The sequence below is a fragment of the Bacillus sp. JK74 genome, from assembly GCF_053663395.1.
In genome coordinates this window covers 60,840-78,879 of the sequence record NZ_JBSJQB010000007.1, presented here as the reverse complement: position 1 = coordinate 78,879, position 18,040 = coordinate 60,840, and the positions used below count along the sequence as shown (strand labels likewise).

General features: G+C 48.0%; 17 protein-coding genes and 1 other annotated feature. Of the genes, 6 read left to right on the top strand and 11 right to left on the bottom strand.

The annotated features are described in order from the left end of the window. The first annotated feature begins 110 nt into the window (after nucleotides 1-110). Nucleotides 111-1,004 (top strand): cation diffusion facilitator family transporter, encoded by an 894-nt coding sequence (locus ACWJJ5_RS17595; RefSeq protein WP_265210274.1) that lies wholly within the window; start codon nucleotides 111-113, stop codon nucleotides 1,002-1,004. A 79-nt stretch (nucleotides 1,005-1,083) separates the two neighbouring features. Here the strand turns inward: ACWJJ5_RS17595 and ACWJJ5_RS17590 are convergent, their stop codons facing one another. The 4 genes from ACWJJ5_RS17590 to ACWJJ5_RS17575 all read right to left on the bottom strand — a co-directional run bounded on the left by ACWJJ5_RS17590 (nucleotide 1,084) and on the right by ACWJJ5_RS17575 (nucleotide 5,094). Then, complete coding sequence (locus ACWJJ5_RS17590; RefSeq protein ID WP_015388747.1) at nucleotides 1,084-1,248, bottom strand: tryptophan RNA-binding attenuator protein inhibitory protein; 165 nt, start codon at nucleotides 1,246-1,248, stop codon at nucleotides 1,084-1,086. A gap of 88 nt (nucleotides 1,249-1,336) precedes the next feature. Next, nucleotides 1,337-1,587 (bottom strand) — a binding site (T-box leader). A gap of 48 nt (nucleotides 1,588-1,635) precedes the next feature. After that, nucleotides 1,636-2,556, bottom strand: coding sequence for a macrolide 2'-phosphotransferase (locus ACWJJ5_RS17585; RefSeq protein WP_173613195.1), 921 nt, complete (start codon nucleotides 2,554-2,556; stop codon nucleotides 1,636-1,638). Nucleotides 2,557-2,852: 296 nt separating this feature from the next. Then, nucleotides 2,853-3,800 (bottom strand): DNA-binding domain-containing protein, encoded by a 948-nt coding sequence (locus ACWJJ5_RS17580; RefSeq protein ID WP_454022581.1) that lies wholly within the window; start codon nucleotides 3,798-3,800, stop codon nucleotides 2,853-2,855. A gap of 1 nt (nucleotide 3,801) precedes the next feature. Beyond that, on the bottom strand, nucleotides 3,802-5,094 hold the full coding sequence (locus ACWJJ5_RS17575; RefSeq protein ID WP_077721743.1) for a sensor histidine kinase: 1,293 nt from the start codon (nucleotides 5,092-5,094) through the stop codon (nucleotides 3,802-3,804). Nucleotides 5,095-5,337: 243 nt separating this feature from the next. Here ACWJJ5_RS17575 and ACWJJ5_RS17570 point away from each other — a divergent pair, with 243 nt between their 5' ends. From ACWJJ5_RS17570 to ACWJJ5_RS17555, 4 genes are all read left to right on the top strand, one after another. Next, entirely contained in the window at nucleotides 5,338-6,321 is a 984-nt protein-coding gene (locus ACWJJ5_RS17570) for a glutaminase (RefSeq protein WP_017419333.1), read from the top strand. A 24-nt stretch (nucleotides 6,322-6,345) separates the two neighbouring features. Then, nucleotides 6,346-7,782: an alanine/glycine:cation symporter family protein gene (locus ACWJJ5_RS17565; protein ID WP_102421787.1), complete on the top strand. Its 1,437-nt coding sequence runs from the start codon at nucleotides 6,346-6,348 to the stop codon at nucleotides 7,780-7,782. Nucleotides 7,783-7,897: 115 nt separating this feature from the next. Beyond that, a complete protein-coding gene (gene mmuM, locus ACWJJ5_RS17560; protein ID WP_104843048.1) occupies nucleotides 7,898-8,845 on the top strand; it encodes a homocysteine S-methyltransferase in 948 nt (315 codons plus the stop codon). A gap of 113 nt (nucleotides 8,846-8,958) precedes the next feature. Further along, a complete protein-coding gene (locus ACWJJ5_RS17555; RefSeq protein WP_161985653.1) occupies nucleotides 8,959-10,362 on the top strand; it encodes an amino acid permease in 1,404 nt (467 codons plus the stop codon). A gap of 40 nt (nucleotides 10,363-10,402) precedes the next feature. Here ACWJJ5_RS17555 and ACWJJ5_RS17550 read toward each other — a convergent pair whose 3' ends face one another. Then, entirely contained in the window at nucleotides 10,403-11,470 is a 1,068-nt protein-coding gene (locus ACWJJ5_RS17550; protein WP_454022580.1) for a branched-chain amino acid aminotransferase, read from the bottom strand. A 370-nt stretch (nucleotides 11,471-11,840) separates the two neighbouring features. On the opposite strand from ACWJJ5_RS17550, the gene gltP reads away from it, so the two are divergent. Beyond that, the gene (gene gltP / locus ACWJJ5_RS17545; RefSeq protein WP_015388750.1) at nucleotides 11,841-13,091 is read left to right on the top strand and encodes a glutamate-aspartate/proton symporter GltP; all 1,251 of its coding nucleotides are present in this window, start codon (nucleotides 11,841-11,843) and stop codon (nucleotides 13,089-13,091) included. 36 nt (nucleotides 13,092-13,127) lie between these two features. On the opposite strand, the gene trhO is transcribed toward gltP, so the two are convergent. The 6 genes from trhO to purT all read right to left on the bottom strand — a co-directional run bounded on the left by trhO (nucleotide 13,128) and on the right by purT (nucleotide 17,972). Then, entirely contained in the window at nucleotides 13,128-14,096 is a 969-nt protein-coding gene (gene trhO, locus ACWJJ5_RS17540) for an oxygen-dependent tRNA uridine(34) hydroxylase TrhO (protein ID WP_025853808.1), read from the bottom strand. Between the two features lie 106 nt (nucleotides 14,097-14,202). Beyond that, on the bottom strand, nucleotides 14,203-14,478 hold the full coding sequence (locus tag ACWJJ5_RS17535) for a hypothetical protein (protein ID WP_071181507.1): 276 nt from the start codon (nucleotides 14,476-14,478) through the stop codon (nucleotides 14,203-14,205). Nucleotides 14,479-14,520: 42 nt separating this feature from the next. Then, a complete protein-coding gene (locus ACWJJ5_RS17530; protein ID WP_015239079.1) occupies nucleotides 14,521-15,336 on the bottom strand; it encodes a phosphatidylserine decarboxylase in 816 nt (271 codons plus the stop codon). Beyond that, on the bottom strand, nucleotides 15,329-15,817 hold the full coding sequence (locus tag ACWJJ5_RS17525) for a DedA family protein (protein ID WP_025650172.1): 489 nt from the start codon (nucleotides 15,815-15,817) through the stop codon (nucleotides 15,329-15,331). Before ACWJJ5_RS17525 ends, ACWJJ5_RS17530 begins: the two co-directional genes overlap by 8 nt. Beyond that, on the bottom strand, nucleotides 15,808-16,341 hold the full coding sequence (gene pssA / locus ACWJJ5_RS17520) for a CDP-diacylglycerol--serine O-phosphatidyltransferase (protein WP_003156712.1): 534 nt from the start codon (nucleotides 16,339-16,341) through the stop codon (nucleotides 15,808-15,810). Before pssA ends, ACWJJ5_RS17525 begins: the two co-directional genes overlap by 10 nt. 476 nt (nucleotides 16,342-16,817) lie before the next feature. Beyond that, complete coding sequence (purT, locus tag ACWJJ5_RS17515; RefSeq protein WP_070081308.1) at nucleotides 16,818-17,972, bottom strand: phosphoribosylglycinamide formyltransferase 2; 1,155 nt, start codon at nucleotides 17,970-17,972, stop codon at nucleotides 16,818-16,820. Nucleotides 17,973-18,040 lie beyond the last annotated feature (68 nt).

Genomic DNA, 18,040 nt, shown 5'->3' with positions numbered 1-18,040 from the left:
CCCACTCGAAACTGAATTGATATGATAAGCAAAGTGATTACACAAGAAAGGATACGGAGAGCGAATCAAAAGCGCTCCTATTTTTTTGTGCAGTTTTATAGGAGGAAAAAATGACAAGTGAAAGAGAACAAATAAGCAAAAAAGTTGCTTTGATTGCATTGATAGCCAATCTGATCTTAATGACAGGAAAGATCTTTTTTGGACTGATAGGCGATAGTGAAGCAGTTTTTGCCGACGGTATACATTCTGCAGCGGATGTCGTGGCTTCAATTGCTGTCCTGGCCGTCATCGGTATTTCTAATAAGCCGCCCGATCAAGACCATCCTTTCGGGCATGGCAAAGCTGAGGTCATCAGCGAAGCGATTGTAGGAATCATATTAGTGCTCGTTTCCGTGTATATTCTGATAGAAGCGATTTCGTCCTTTGTTGAAGGTCCAAGCATCCCGCAATACAGCGCATTGTTTGCGGCTCTGATATCCTACGTGGCTAAGCAGATCTTATATCGTTATTCGATCAAACAAGGGGAAAAATGGAACAGTAAAGCGATTATAGCGATTGCTTACGATCATAAAGGCGATATCGTTGCCTCTCTTGCCGCTTTTATCGGCGTCCTATTGGCGATTATCGGGAACACACGCGGATGGTCCTATCTGTTGTACGCCGATGCAATTGCCAGTGTCATTGTGGCGTACCTCATTTTTAAGATTTCAATGGAATTAATCAGGCCGTCTGTTGACGTTCTCATGGAAAAAAGTGTCGATCCCGAACTGATAGAGGAATATAAATCGGTTATTTTGCATTGTCCTCAAGTCAAACGGCTCGATAAAATCCGAGCGAGAGAACACGGCCACTATAAATTGCTTGATGTCCGGTTATCTTTGGATCATGATTTGACGATTAAGCAGGGACACGATATAGCCCGCGAAATCCGAAATGAAATCAAAAGACACTTTTCAGATGTTGAAGAAGTGCTCATCCATGTGAATCCTTATTTTGAAGAATGAAAAAGCAGCTTGTAGAGAAAACGATGTTTTTCTACAAGCTTTTTTGTTTTGTGCTGTTTCTTTACATATTCGTTTGATTTCACTGATCCATATGCTTTCTGATAAAATGCAGCAGCGTGTTTCCTTGAGCGGTCAATATGACGCCCTTCGCGCCGCACTTCGGACAGGGCGTCCCTTCTTTCTCCTCGCCGGTTCCTTCACAATGCGGGCACGTGAGCTCAAGATCGTCGGTTGCGATCACCATGAATATCCCTCCTTTTTTGATTGTCTGCCCGTCTCCAGTCACTTTCCATGGCCATCACCTCCTTAACAACACAAAAAAACCCCGTCCATCAAAGGACGAGGTTTTCGCGGTGCCACCTTTATTAACGGCTGAAAAGCCATTCTCTCAAAAAGTACAGAAACTCAGGGTTTCAATACTCCTTTCTTGATAACGGGGAAAGAATCCCGGCACCGCCTACTGTCATTTCAGCGCAGCAATTCAGAAGCCCATTCGGCACCGGACGGGGATCGGTTCACAGCGGCCACCGACTCTCTGAACCCCGCGCGCTGATGCGTACTTACTCTTCCTCAGCATTGTTCATCCGTTCTATGATTTTAAAATGTATCATACGCTGTCATCCGGCGGAAGTCAATAACCTTTCGGATCGGACAGGCCGAGCATGTCCCGCGCCATTTGCATATGCTCCTCTTGCCCCGTCTGAAGCGCGAACTTCGCCGTTTCCACAGGGTAAGCGGCCTGCCATTCTGTCACATGCTCCTGCATTTTCAGCCAGACGCGCCCGCCTTCAGCTTCGTAGCTCTTCATCAGCCGTTTTGTTTCTCTTTCTCCTAATATCACTTGATAAAGGACAAAATCCTTGGCCGGATCGGCAACCTTCGCCTCCGTCCAATCGAGGAGACCCGTCACACGCTGATTTTCGCCGATCAAAATATGCGGAGGATGCAAGTCGCCATGGATCAGCGCGGAAAAATCAGGCCAGTACGAGCTGTCATTTATCCACGTTTGCCATCTTTTCCAAAGCTGTTCTGAAACCCCGATTTCTTTTTTTATATGATCCATTGATTCCGCCGCCCTTTGCCTGACGTCATCCGGTTTTATAATTTCAATTCCGGATCTGGAGGCCGCATCCGGGTCTGCCCCGTGCAGCCCGGCTAATGCCGCGGCAAGCGAGCCGACAAAACCGTCTGAAGGCGGCTCGTGTTCCATATTCCAGACATACTGTTTCTTATCCAGATCAATTGCGGCAGCCGGTATTCCGTCCAGTTTCGGATAAGCGATCAGTTCCGGTGTATGAATCCGCCAATCGGGGACTGATACCGCGGCATGGCTGCGGAGAAACGCGAGAACATCGCTTTCTGCAGCCGCTCTTTCGATAACATCGGGACGGCGCGGCTTTCGGAGCACCCATGTCACGCCGCTGTCATCTTCAGCAAATACGACTTGGAAGTCCATACCCGTTTCATTTATGTCCGCCCCTTCATATTTTAACCGTAAGCCATTTTCCTTTGCGATGTTCAGAACGGATTCTATTTCCCTTTGTTTTGTCATTTCGTTTCCCCATTTCCCTTATTTACTGACACAGAGCTTCGCCTTTAGGCGGAGGAGAAAGAGATGTGTGAAGACGCCAAAAAGAGGGCGGCATAATCGCCGCCCCCTCACTATTACTGTCAGGTTCCTTATTCAGGCAGACAATCCCGGTTTCCTCCGCGCTCAAGGCAGAGACTTTGACACTATTTCATTAGTGCGTAAACCGGAATTTGATCAGCCATCAGGATCCCTCCGTTCCTTCTTAGTTAACATTATTTTACACAAAAACCTTATATACGTAAACCCTATTTATCAGCTTACCGGCTGCCTCCGCTGACAAATTTTGATCCTTCGCGTAAATCTTTCGCCTCCAAAAAAAAGACGTGAATGAATTTTTTCATATTCACTTTAACCGGAGAAAGCGGCACGGTTTCCTTGGCCTGCATTTCTTTCATTCTCTTGCTGACAGCGGGGAAATCAAAGAATTTCGAGGCGTAATATTCAAATTTGGGGTTTGAAAAATCTGTTGTGCCCAATGAAGCGAAATGGTTTAACGAATGAATGACGGCCCTTCTGATCCGCTGTTCCGAGGCTTTGATTTCTCTGTTAACCTCGGCTTGTGCCGCCGCAGGCCCCAGCTTCCGGATGGCGGCGTTTGTAAACATCTGCTTTAAAGACGGGATGTTTCTTTCCGCCTGTCCATCCTCAAATAAATAGTGAAGGACGGCCATGAGGTCATGCGCCCCGCTTTCTCCCACGATGCCTAATTCCGACAAAAGAAATTTTCCTGTTTCTTTGATTGATTTCTCGTGCATCCCCCCCGGCCCGCTTTTTTTCGGTTCATTCCGCTGAATAAGACGGCTTAATGAATGTTGGATGTCGCCGATCGAGGTTTCCAGTTCAATCCGCTCTTTTACTTTTCGCAAAACGGTGACGATCTCGATTTTGTTGATCGGTTTATGGATAAAGTATTCGATGCCGAGAGAATAAGCTTCTCCCACCATTTCCTTTGCCTCCACCTGCGATATCATCACCGCTTTTCCGTTGTACGCCCCCTGAAGATGCCGGATCGTCTCAATCCCGTCCCGGCCCGGCATCAGCAGATCAATTAATAAAATATCGACTTGTTTAAAATGGAGATAATGCCCTTCAATCTGGCTTCCGTCCTCTGCCTCACCGACGACTTCGCCTAAGTCCTCGTCCTCAATCATCTGTTTTAAAATGGAACGGATCGCCCGGTCATCATCAGCTATAAAAAAACGCATATTATGAGTTCATCCTTTCTGCAATCAAATGCTTCACCGGCAGCTTAATCGTAAATATGACGCCTTTTGGCTTGTTATGAAAGGAAATGTCTCCGTCAAGTTCGGTGACGATTTCCTTCACGTATGAAAGCCCGATGCCCGTTGAAGGTGTGCCGAATTCATCGTATTTGGACGTAAATCCGGGATCATAGATTACCTCTCCGATTTTTTCCGGGATGCCGGGACCGTCATCTTCCGCCTCAAATTCGGCCATCTCCCCCTCAGCCCTGCGCAGCGCGAGGCGGATCTCACCCCTGTCACCCATGGCTTCGACGGCATTGGCGGTCAGGTTATTTAAGATCGACAGGACGGTAAAGACGTGATAATCGGGGTGTTCTCCTTCAATCACGCTTTTGAATTGAATGTCTTTGCCTAAAGATTCGGCGTATTTTTCATTGATGCGGATAACGAGGCCGACCAGATCGGCGGCCTTCATGTAATCCCGGAATCTCTCATTTGAAATCAGCTTCGACAGGCCGGCGAATATTCGCTGATTGTCTTTTTTCACTTCATGAATTTCTCCCGCAAGGCGCAGCATTCGGCTCCCGAGCTCCCGGTCGTTCCCGCTCATTTCCCGATACAGCTGATAGGATTCTTTCGTCACATGCTCCGTCGTTTTTAACGTTTTTTTCAAATGAATCGTTTCTTCATATAAGTTAGATACAATCATCAGCATGTGCTCATGCTGCTTTCTTGTTTGTTTTTCCCTGACCTGAGATTCGTGCAGCTTCATCACGTTGAAAAAACTCAGCACAATAAATGTGTGAGAAACAGCGATAACCGCGATATCCGCCAGCTTGTCCGGCATCATAATCTGCTTGCCGCCGGAAAACTGAACCGTCATTTCAACGGCATCGGACGCCATTTCAATGAGAAAACCGAGAAACCCGATCATGAGCGGCCGATCCCAAAAAAGCCTGACCTTCAGCACATAAAACAAGCAGGCATATGTAAAGTAAAAAAAGAAACTGGGATATTGGCTGAAAAAAGCCGCCGTAAATCCGGCATGCTCTCCTCCCCAGCAAGCCAGGCCGATTCGGAATGCCACAACGGCTGCACCTGTCAACAGCCCTGACAATACCGCCGGCACATGCCGAAGCAGCAGAAGAAAAAAGAAAAAAGCCGGGGCGCCGAAGCTGATCCGGTACACCTCATTCAGGGGGTAAAATTTCAGTTCCCCCGCCAGCGGCACCGTGATCAGCATAAGGGCGAAAAGATAGCCGTCTTTTTTCAGTAAATAGTCGAGCCTGATCATAATCACTTCCTTCTTCTGTCTATTTTGAACAAGACCGATACAGTCCGCAAATTTCTTTAGACCCGAATGGCGGGACACTCCGGCTGATTTATAAATCTATCGGCTTATTTTAAGAATGATTTTGTCGTATTTTGTATGATTCTGTAGATGTCATTATACATTAACATGGAACACGCTATTTTTGAAAACGTTTTCCAAGACCGGTTTCCGCTTCGGACAGGCTTGCAATAGAGGAGGAATGTTATGAAAGATATGGTCAGAGAGCGCCTTGAAAAAGAGGAACTGGCTTCACTTTTACAAGATTGGGTCGAGCATTACCGACCGTTTTCCGTCAATGGAAAAAGCGCAAATTATATACCCGCCCTCGGAGAAATCAACGACTCTCAGCTGGGCATTTGCATATTAGAGCCGGATGGCTCAATGATTCATGCCGGTGAATGGAATGTCCCGTTCACATTGCAGAGCATCTCAAAAGTCATCAGCTTTATTGCCGCCTGCATGTCCAGAGGCATTCCTTATGTGCTCGATCGTGTGGACGTGGAGCCGACAGGTGATGCGTTTAATTCTATCATCCGGCTTGAAATCCATAAACCCGGGAAGCCCTTCAACCCGATGATCAATGCCGGCGCCATTACCGTCGCCTCGCTGCTTCCGGGTGAAACGGCGCATAATAAATTAGAATATCTCTTTTCCGTTTTTGAAAAATTAATAGGGAAACGGCCTCACATTCACGAGGAGGTCTTCCGTTCTGAATGGCAGACCGCACATCGGAACCGAGCGCTCGCCTACTATTTAAAAGAAACAAACTTTCTCGAGGCGGATGTGGAAGAAACGCTTGAAGTGTATTTAAAGCAGTGCGCCATGGAGAGTACAACCGAGGACATCGCTTTAATCGGATTGATACTTGCCCATGACGGCTACCATCCGATCCGACGGGAACAGGTCATTCCGAAAGATGTCGCGAAACTCGCCAAAGCCCTGATGCTGACGTGCGGGATGTACAATGCGTCAGGCAAATATGCGGCTTTCGTCGGCGTCCCGGCCAAAAGCGGGGTATCCGGCGGCATTATGGCATTGGTTCCCCCAAGCGCCAGAAGAGAACAGCCTTTTCATAACGGCTGCGGCATCGGCATTTACGGTCCGGCCATTGATGAATACGGCAACAGCCTGACAGGCGGCATGCTGCTGAAACATATCGCACAGGAGTGGGAGCTCAGTATTTTTTAATCAAACGAACCAAGAGGTGATTGGATGCAGGAATTCCTTGAAAATGTAATCGGCTCGGCAAATGATTTTTTATGGTCAAAACTGTTAATCGTACTGCTTCTTTCTCTGGGACTGTTTTTTACGTTCAGATCAAAGGGTCTGCAAATCCGCATGCTGAAGGAAATGATCCGGGTTTTGAAGGAAGGCGCGGCCGCCCGGACAAAAAACAGCATTTCCCCGTTTCAGGCATTTTGCATCAGTATGGCGGCGCGTGTCGGAACAGGGAATATTACCGGAATCGCCATTGCGATCGCACTCGGCGGTCCGGGCGCTATTTTCTGGATGTGGATTATCGCAGTCATCGGTTCGGCTTCAAGCTTTGTTGAAAGCACGCTGGCCCAAATTTATAAAGTAAAAGATCAAAACGGATTCCGCGGCGGACCTGCCTATTACATGGAAAAAGGCCTGAAGAAACGCTGGATGGGCGCGCTGTTCGCCGTATTAATCACACTGTCATTCGGGGTTGTTTTTAATTCCGTTCAATCCAATACGATCAGCGTCGCCTTTCAAAACGCATTCGGCACCAGCCGTCTTACATTGGGCATTATTTTAATCTTGGTTTTCGGCGGCGTAATCTTCGGCGGCGTCAAACGAATTGCGAAAATGGCGGAATACATCGTAGTCGTCTTGGCCGTTTTATATATCGGTGTCGCTTTCTTTGTCATTCTGACGAACATCACCCAATTGCCCGGCGTTCTGTCGCTAATCGTAAAAAATGCGTTCGGCATTGATCAGGCAGCGGGCGGCGCTTTAGGTGCGGCCTTGATGCAAGGTGTAAGACGCGGGATTTTCTCAAATGAAGCGGGTATGGGAAGCGCTCCGAACGCGGCGGCGACAGCTACGACGAGCCACCCGGTGAAACAGGGGCTCATTCAGGCATTCGGCGTCCTGACGGATACGCTCGTCATTTGTACAAGCACGGCGCTTATCATTTTATTTTCAGACGCTTATCACCAGCCGGGACTGAGCGGCATCGCGCTTTCTCAGGCTGCCTTGAGCGATCATGTCGGCGCGTGGGCGTCAGGTTTCCTTGCCGTCTTAATGCTTTTGTTCGGCTTCAGCGCTCTGATGGGCAACTATTATTACGGAGAAACCAATATCGGATTTTTAAGCCAGAACAAAAAATGGCTGTTCATTTACCGTATCTGCGTGCTCGGAATGGTACTGTTCGGCTGTATTTCCAAAGTCCAGCTTGTGTGGGATATGGCTGACTTGTTCATGGGTTTAATGGTGGTCGTGAACTTAATCGCGATTTTCCTTCTGTCGAAAAAAGCGTTTGCCGCTTTGAGCGATTATGCCCGGCAAAAGAAAGCCGGAAAGGACCCCGTCTTTTACAGAGATGTGCTCCCTGATGATGACGGGATCGAATGCTGGGAGTATTCAGATATCGCGAAAAGCGCGAAAGGCAAAAACATTTCCTAAACAAAAGGTGTTCGGGCAGCGTCCTGAACACCTTTTTTCCGCCGGTTCATTGACAAAGAGAATAGCGTCCATTACCCTTTTTATATATTTTCAGTAAAGTCAGAAAGGAAGGCCTATGAATCCCATTACACAAATATTAAATGAATACCCGGTTATGATCATAGACGGCGCGATGGCAACCGAGCTTGAGCGGATGGGCTGTGATTTACATGACGATCTGTGGTCGGCCAAAATTCTTTTGGAGAGACCCGAACTGATCAAACAGGTGCATGCAGAATATTTTGCCGCCGGCGCTGATTGCGCGATCACCGCCAGTTATCAATCGACAATTGAAGGATTTGCAGCGCGCGGCATCCCGGAAACCGATGCGATACGTCTCATTCAGACATCTGTTGAACTTGCCGCACAAGCACGCGATGAATTTTGGGCGCATGAAGAAAACCGTTTACACCGGCCCAAACCTTTGGTCGCCGCTTCTATCGGACCTTACGGCGCGAGCCTCGCTGACGGCTCTGAATATCGCGGGCATTACGGACTGACGGAAGATGAGCTGATCAGCTTTCACCGCCCCCGGATGAAAGCCCTCATAGAATCCGGTGCCGATCTTTTGGCCTGTGAGACCATTCCGTGCCTGTCAGAAGCAAAAGCGATCACAAGGCTGCTGGAGGAATTCCCCGGCACTTATGCATGGATCAGCTTCAGCGCTAAAGACGGACGGCATATCAGCGAAGGCACGCCTATTTCCGAATGCGCGTCCCTGCTTGACTCCTGCAGCCAAATCGCAGCGATCGGCATCAACTGCACACCGATCGAACATATTCCGCCGCTGATAGAAGAAATCAAACGGGCAGCATCCAAACCGATTATCGCCTATCCGAACTCCGGTGAACAATATGACCCGGTGACAAAAACCTGGAAAGGCGCAGCGTGCGAAAACCATTTCGGAAAAAGCGCGCAAAGCTGGTACGAAAACGGCGTGAGCCTGATCGGAGGCTGCTGCCGGACGAAACCTGAGGACATCCAAGCCATTGCCGATTGGGCCAAGACCTTAAAAACAACTTGACTAATCGGAATAGTTTGTATATTCTATTCAAAAAGCCGGTTCGCCGGAATCTCGTGCCGTTCGCCGGCATGAGATTTTTTATTAGAACGGCCCTCGCAGAAAGTTGGAAAACAATGAACAACAAGAACGAGACGAATTTTCAGAGAAGTATGAAAAGCAGACACCTCTTTATGCTATCACTCGGAGGTGTGATCGGAACGGGGCTGTTTTTAAGCTCTGGGTATACCATTCATCAGGCGGGTCCGGCGGGCACCATTTTCGCTTACCTTTTGGGCGCGGGCATCGTCTATCTTGTCATGCTTTGCCTCGGTGAACTATCAGTGGCCATGCCGGTGACGGGCGCATTCCACACCTATGCGAAGACCTATATCGGGCCCGCGACGGGCTTTACGGTCGCATGGCTGTACTGGCTGACGTGGGCGGTGGCGCTGGGCTCTGAATTCACGGCGGCCGGGCTCTTCATGCAGCGCTGGTTCCCGCATACTTCAGTTTGGATGTGGAGTGCGGTATTCGCTCTTTTCATCTTTTTATTAAACGCCTTCTCCGTGAAATTTTTTGCTGAATCGGAGTTTTGGTTCTCAAGCATTAAAGTCTTAGCCATCTTACTGTTTATTTTATTGGGCGGAGCGGCGATGTTCGGCCTCGTCCCGATGAAAAGCGGTGAGGCCGCACCTATGCTGTCGAACTTTACGGATGGCGGCAGCCTTTTTCCAAATGGCTTTTTCCCGATACTGATGACGATGCTTTCAGTAAACTTCGCCTTTTCAGGGACGGAATTGATCGGAATCGCTGCCGGGGAAAGCGCCGATCCGGAAAAAACCGTTCCGCGCGCCATTAAGACCACAGTCTGGCGGCTGGCGCTTTTCTTTATCGGAACGATTTTTGTGCTGTCAGGGATGATCTCCATCAAGGAAGCCGGTGTGATTGAAAGCCCGTTTGTCACGGTATTTGACAGAGTCGGCGTGCCTTATGCGGCCGATCTGATGAATTTCGTCATTTTAACGGCGCTTCTGTCCGCGGCCAATTCAGGGCTGTACGCGTCATCACGTATGCTGTGGTCCCTGTCTAAAGAAGGGGAGCTTCATCCCGCCTTTGCCAGGCTGACCTCTAAAGGCATTCCTTTTAACGCTCTGATCTTCAGTATGATCGGCGGCATTCTGTCATTGTTGTCAAGCGTATTTGCAGCGGATACAGTCTATCTTGTTCTCGTCTCTGTCTCAGGATTTGCGGTAGTGGCTGTGTGGATGAGCATCGCCGCCTCGCAATTTTTGTTCAGAAGACGGTTTCTGAAAGAAGGGCACCAGCTTTCAGACTTGAAATACAGGACGCCGGGATATCCGGCCGTACCGATAGCGGCCTTTCTCCTATGCCTCGCCTCCTGTATCGGCATCGCTTTTGATCCGAACCAGGCCATCGCCCTTTATTGCGGAATTGCCTTTATGGCCGTTTGCTACACCGCTTATTACTTGAAAAACCGGAAAAGCAGAGCCCGCGTGCAAGCCGTAAAATCCCAATAATCCAAAAAAGAACCCTGCAGCGCAGGGGTTCTTTTTTCATTTATACTTCAACCACCCATCTGAACGAATCCGGCACCTTCCCGACCTGGATGCCGGTAATCGTTTCATAGAGCCTTTCTGACACTTCACCGATCAAGCCGTTATTCAGCTCAATTGTTTCTCCGTGAATGTGCAGCTCGCCGACCGGTGAGATGACGGCTGCGGTTCCCGTACCGAATACTTCTGACACCTCGCCTCTCATTGCAGCCTCATAGATGTCATCAATGGCGACCTGTTCTTCTCTGACACGGATGCCCCAGCTTTTTAACAGCTCTATCACAGATGCGCGTGTGATGCCCCCGAGAATGCTTCCGTTTAACGCCGGCGTTACGGCCTCTCCGTTTATGATGAAAAAGATATTCATACTCCCTACCTCTTCGGCATATTTCTTTTCCACCCCGTCGAGCCAAAGCACCTGATCGTACCCCAGTTCTTCGGCTTTCCGCTGAGCCTGTAAGCTGGCCGCATAATTTCCGGACGTTTTGACGTCGCCCACTCCGCCGGTGACGGCACGCACATACTCATCCTCCACATAAATGCGGATCGGTTTCAGCTGATCGCCGTAATACGAACCGACCGGCGTCAGAACAACCATGAACTTGTAACGCTTTGAAGGCCGGACGCCTAAAGAAGGCTCAGTCGCAATCACAAACGGACGGATATATAAAGAGGTTCCTTTTTCTATCGGTATCCATTCCCGCTCCAGCTCCACCAATTGTATCAATGCTTCCAGCGCCAGCTTCTCGTCAAGAGGCGGCATGCTCATCCGCCGTAACGATTTATTCAGCCGTTTTATATTTTGGTCAGGACGGAACATCAACACCCGTCCGTCTTCTGACCTGTAAGCCTTCAGCCCTTCAAATACGGCCTGCCCGTAATGGAAAACCGATGCGGAAGGATCCAGATGGACCGGTTCATAAGGTGTGATTCTCGGATCATGCCACCCTCTCTCCTCTTCGTAATCCATGACAAACATGTAATCTGTGAAGTACTTGCCAAATCCCAATGAAGCGGAATCCGGTTTTTCTTTTCTAGCTGTGACCTTACGTCTTTCAATCAGTTGATTCAACAAAAGCACACCTTTCTTCTAATTGTTTAAATTTTCAGTCTTTTCTGGGCTGCATGTTTTTTCTGTCCCGAATCTTGTATGCACAGATATATGAGAATGCAGTTGACCATATCATATCAAATATACCACTTATAAGAGGATAATTATCAAAATTTTTAATATTTTCAGCAGAAATCTTTCTTTATTTTTATGCTCCTTCTTTTTTTCCAATGCGGACTTTTTGTCATATTCAATGATTGCGCTTACATAATGTAAAGCAATCCTTCCTTTCGCACAGTCAATAATGTGACAAATTTATGGCGGAGAGGAAGGTGGTTGCCGCCTGCTTCACGAATTACGTAAGAAATGCGCAAGTAAAAGGGGGATTCGCTTGAAAAAATTTATCGCATTCCAGATTTTGATCGCTTTAGCCATCGGAGCATTGATCGGCCATTTCTTCCCGGATTTCGGGATGGCGCTGCGGCCCGTCGGAGACGGATTTATCCGCCTGATTAAAATGATTGTCGTGCCGATCGTGTTTTCGACCATTGTTATCGGAGCCGCCGGCAGCGGCAGTATGAAAAAAATGGGCAGTCTCGGCATCAAAACGATTATTTGGTTTGAAGTGATTACGACGCTCGTTCTGGCGCTCGGTCTGTTATTGGCAAACGTGCTGAAGCCGGGAGTCGGACTTAACCTCTCTCATCTTGCTAAAAAAGACATTCACGAGCTTTCCGGCTATACGGAAAAAGTAGTCGACCTGAAACAAATGCTTCTTGATATTATCCCCGTTAACATCATTGACGTTATGGCGAAAAATGATCTACTCGCCGTCATTTTTTTCGCGATCCTATTCGGTGTTGCCGCAGCCGGCATCGGCAAAGCCTCCGCACCTGTCATGAATTTCTTTGAATCCACGGCAAATATTATGTTCAAGCTGACGCAGATGGTGATGGTCACCGCTCCGATCGGCGTTCTCGCCCTGATGGCCGCCTCCGTCGGGCAATTCGGAATCGCGCTTTTGCTCCCGATGCTGAAGCTGATCGGCACTGTGTTTCTCGGGCTGTTCCTGATACTCTTCGTTCTGTTTCCGATCGTGGGGCTTATCTTTAAAATCAAGTACTTTGAAGTGCTGAAAATGATTTGGGATCTGTTTTTGATCGCTTTCTCCACGACAAGCACAGAAACCATTCTGCCTCAGCTGATGGATCGGATGGAGAAATATGGCTGTCCGAAGAGGGTCGTCTCCTTTGTGGTTCCGTCAGGTTTATCGCTGAACTGTGACGGCTCCAGCCTCTATTTATCGGTGTCCTGTATTTTCCTGGCGCAGGCGTTTCATGTGGAGATGCCGCTTTCTCAGCAGCTTCTGATGATGCTTGTGCTCGTCATGACAAGCAAAGGCATTGCCGCCGTCCCGTCAGGCTCACTCGTCGTGCTTCTGGCGACAGCGAATGCGGTCGGTCTCCCCGCGGAAGGCGTCGCCATCATTGCCGGTGTCGACCGCGTCATGGACATGGCGCGAACCGGTGTCAACGTGCCCGGCCATGCGGTCGCCTGCATCGTCGTATCCAAATGGGAAAAAGCTTTCACATATAAAGGACCTGTCACGGCAGACCAGACCGCACGGACAGAAAGTATGTAAACACAAAAAAGACCACCTCATTGGTGGTCTTTTCTATTAATCAATCGCCGCATGATCCTCTTTTTCAATCAAAGCAAGGCGTTCATTGATTTCTTCCTGAGTCATTTCGTGCTCTTTCACATACATGTTGCGTTCGTTCGTACGGCATTCGTGACTGCAGCTGCGCATGTATTTGTATTCATTCTCAGGTGTGCAGATCATTTTTTTATTACATGCCGGATTTGCGCAGTTCACATAACGCTCGCACGGCTCGCCCGTGAAATAATCTTTTCCGATGATAACGTGCTCTACGCGGTTGACCGGTACGCTGATTCTTTCGTCAAACACATAACACTGTCCGTCCCACAGCTGCCCTTGCACTTCAGGATCTTTACCGTAAGTGACGATACCGCCGTCAAGCTGGGACACGTCTTCAAAGCCCTGCTTCAGCAGCCAGCCGGAAAATTTCTCACAACGTACGCCTCCTGTGCAGTACGTGAGGATTTTTTTGCCTTCAAGCATGTCTTTGTGTTCTTCAATCCAGTCCGGCAGCTCACGGAACGCCTCAATATCAGGTCTGACCGCTCCGCGGAAATGACCGAGGTCATACTCATAGTCGTTTCTGGCGTCGATCACGATCGTGTCAGGATCCTGCATTTGCTCATAAAAGTCTTTCGGTTTCAAATGCTTGCCCGTCGTGACATTCGGATCAACATCATCTTCGAGACGAAGCGTCACCAGCTCTTTTTTATGGCGCACAAACATTTTGCGGAATGCATGGCCGTCAGCCTCGTCAATTTTGATCGGCATGTCGGCAAAACGCGGATCAGCTTTCAGCGCATTCATGTATTGATCCGTCTGTTCAACTGTTCCGGACACCGTGCCGTTAATGCCTTCCTCAGAAATCAAAATACGGCCTAACAGACCGAGCTCCTTACAAAACTTCAAATGCTGAGCCGTGAACTCTTCAGGCTCATCAATCTTTACATATTTATAATAAAGTAAAACTCTATATTGTTTTTCCATGATTTATACACCCTGTTCAATTATATTAATGATCACGCACACTATACTATATCATACAGGAAAACGGGCGAAAGATGAACATTTCCGTCCGTACTCTTTCTTCCAGTCACGCTTCGCCTTTTAAAACCTGCTGAAAATAAAACCGATACGTATTGCGCAAAAAGGTCTCAAGCGAAAGGCCGGCCGCGGTCTGATACTTGCCGATAATAAACGGAAAACGGTCACGGCCTTTTGCCCGCAGAAGATCGGCGCTGTCTTCAGCCAGTTCTGAGATGAGCGCCTCAACAACAGGCCGGCATGCTTCCCGCACCGCTTCAAGAATTTGCTGATCGCCTGTATGCCGGTACTGTTCTATCAGCTTTCCCAAATCCTTTTCTTCCATAAAGTTCACTTCCTTACACCATATAAAAAAGAGGAGCAGCTTTTATAAAGCGGACGCCTCCTCCTGTGACTCCGCATAACCGATGATCTGACCGACCTGTAATTCACGGCCTTCAGTCAGGTTATCCGAAGGGGTAAACATATCTTTCTCGAATACTAAAATAACGGTCGATCCAAATGAAAAATAGCCCAGCTCTTCCCCCGTCTCAAGCCGGTTTCCGGTGTTTGTCTGAACGATCGAGTTAATATTCATCGCACCTACCGGAATCATGAGCATCTGCTGATCAGCACGGGTCAGCTCGTACACATAACGGTAATTTTTTGAGAGCACATCTTTCCCGTACTTTAACCCCATCGTATTAACGGGATAGGAGCGTTTCCCCAGCTCGGCCAGCTTTTGATACGTGCAGCTGACGGGAGAATGGAAGCGGTGGTAATGTCTCGGGCTCAGGTAAAGCACGGCAAAACACCCGCCGTTATACTTGTGATCGGCGCTTTTAAACCCCGTCAGTTCAGCGAACGAATAATCCTTCCCTTTTACCATGAAAGTTTGATTGGGATTAATCATGCCCACCGTCTGAACGACGCCGTCCACCGGGCTGACGATGGCGTTCTTCTCTTTTGCCACGGGGCGGAGATTCAAATTAATATCACGAATGAAAAATGACGCCAGTGAATCAAAGTCAGAAGCCGTGCGTTCCGTTTCATTCCAGTTAATGCGATAGTGTTTGGAAAACAGCGGAATCATCGGCTTGCTCAGTTTCGATTCACAGAAGTTTTTAATGAGATAAGACGTCAATCGATTATTAGTCAGTTCAATCAATGAACGGTAAAGAACTTTAGCGGCAGTATTAAACATTGATTACTCCTATGAATTTTCCTATAGTAATAAAAATAAAACACCATAAAAACGCTCCGATGGCGGCGAAGCATAAGTAGGTTTTGAATTCCATTCTGCCGATTCCGGAAAAGTAGCAGGTCACGTGTCTGATGCCGGGGATAAAATAGCCTAAAATAATGGTGTACGGCCCGTACTTCTTCATCCACCTGTCTACTTTCGCCATCCTCTTTTCCTTCAGGCCGACCCATTTCCCGAACTTATTAATAAACGGGCGGCCGGCTTTTCTGCCGATGAAGTAGCTGATAATCATCCCAAGGAGCGCTCCGATAAAGCTGATCAGAATGGAGAGCCCGTAATTCAGCACGTTTATATGAGCGAAGTAGCCCACAAGCGTCATCATGACTTCATCCGGAATAGGCAATCCGATAATACCGAGTGTCAGCATGAGAAAAATCGCGATATATCCGTAATCGGATATTAATTGCTGAACTAATTCCATCTTCTGCTCTCCAGGTTTTCAGGCGCCTGTTTTTTAAAGTGCGGAAATTTAATATTGCTGACCATTAAATAACCGAGCGCGATCGTTCCCGCCCCCAGAAGAAAAGCGTTATTGATAAAGCTCAAAATGACAAGACACATACCCGCAAACGGAATCGGCATCCCGATAAACGTCGGCAGCTTGCTTTGTTCAATATTAAATCTGGAAAGACGGATCATCCCGCAGATGCTGTAGGAAAGCGCGATTAAAATTCCGATGAACGGAAGCGTATATAGTGAAACACTGTAAGCGAGCATGGACGGCGCTACGCCGAACGTCACGAGATCAGCAAAAGAGTCAAGCTCTCTTCCCATCTCCGATACCGCGTTCAGCTTACGGGCGGCCAAACCGTCAAAGAAATCAAGAAACATCCCGGTGAAAATAAAGATCACCGCAGAGTGTATATTATGATACAAAAGGGAATGAATCGATAAGAGCCCGCAAATGAAATTTCCAATTGTAATCATACTAGGTATATAATTCACAGTTTACACAAACCTCCAATTAAAACCATATCAAATCGGACTGCGTATGCATAAAGAATACATTTTAAGGAAACATAAAATGAAATTCTTTCGATGCTATCATTCAAATTCTTTTATTATACAGCATTTGGTGTTATTTGAACAATCTAATCTGGTGATTTTTGTTTTTTCGCCGTTCATATTAAGGTAAGCAATCATGGTTTCCTCTATTCCGGATTACCCTGCTTAAATATTCCATGCTGCGATCCGGATTGTCCGTTCTTGATGAATGAAAAGCCGTATGATGTATTGTTATTTCCTTCTCCGTCAAATGAGAACATTACATATAACGATTGCGGACATAAAAAGTTTCAAGAATTAAAAAACCAGCACAAAACGGCCTCATACATTATCTCACAACCCCGTTTTCCAGTATATAGTCTGTCCAAACAAAAAAGGCGCCTTACCATTACGGTAAAACGCCTTTTAAGATCATTTTATGTAATTGATAAATGACTGAGTGCTTCGGCCGCTCTTTCTCTGGCCTCTTCAACGGTCTCGGCTGCAGAAAGCGCAACCGCCATACGGCGTCCGACTTTCGTGACGGGTTTACCGAATACGCGGACCTGAGTGCTTTTTACCGCCAAAGCTTTCTCCAAACCTTCAACCGCATAATCAGCAAGCTCTTTAGGCGCCTTCAGCGGACGGCTTGCCCCCGGCGACAGCTGAGTGATTTCCGGAATCGGGAATCCCAATATCGCGCGGACATGCAGCGCAAACTCTGACAAATTTTGCGTCACAAGCGTAACGAGCCCCGTATCATGCGGACGGGGAGACACCTCGCTGAAATATACTTTATCTTCAGTAAGGAAAAGCTCCACCCCGAACAAACCGTATCCGCCGAGCTCATCCGTTATGCTTTTCGCAATGTGTTTCGCCTCTTCAATCTGCTGTTCCGTCATATGATGAGGCTGCCATGATTCAATATAGTCACCGTCTTTTTGTTCATGTCCGATCGGCGCGCAAAAGGACGTACCGTTCGCCGCGCGCACTGTCAAAAGAGTGATTTCTGACTCAAATGGAATGAATTCCTCAACGATGACCCGGCCGTTTTTCACCCGGCCGCCTTCCATTGCCATGTCCCAGCAGCTTTTCAGCCCGGAAGCCGAGCGGCACACGCTTTGCCCTTTTCCGGAAGAGCTCATCAGCGGCTTTACCACGCACGGAAAGCCGATTGTTTCTGCCGCTTCTTTAAATTCTTCATATGTATTCGCGAATTCATAGCCGGCAGTCGGAAGATGAAGCGTCTCTGCCGCAAGCCGTCTGATGCCTTCACGGTCCATCGTCAGCTTTGCCGCACGCGCATTCGGAATGACGTGAAACCCTTCTTCCTCAAGCTTCAGCAGCTCATCCGTCGCAATGGCTTCCACTTCCGGCACGATCAAGTCCGGTTTTTCTTTCTCAATGACTTCTCTGACCTGCGCTTTATCAAGCATATCAATCACATAGCTTTTGTGCGCGGCCTGCATGGCGGGAGCATGCTCATAGCTGTCAACGGCTACAGTGACAACCCCGAGCCGCTGCGCTTCAATGACGACTTCTTTCCCCAGCTCGCCTGATCCTAATAACAACATCTTCTTCGCCTGATACATGTCCTTTGGCCCCTCCCTTTCTATACCCCACTCATTATAACGGAAATATTCAAAAAATAAAGACAAGA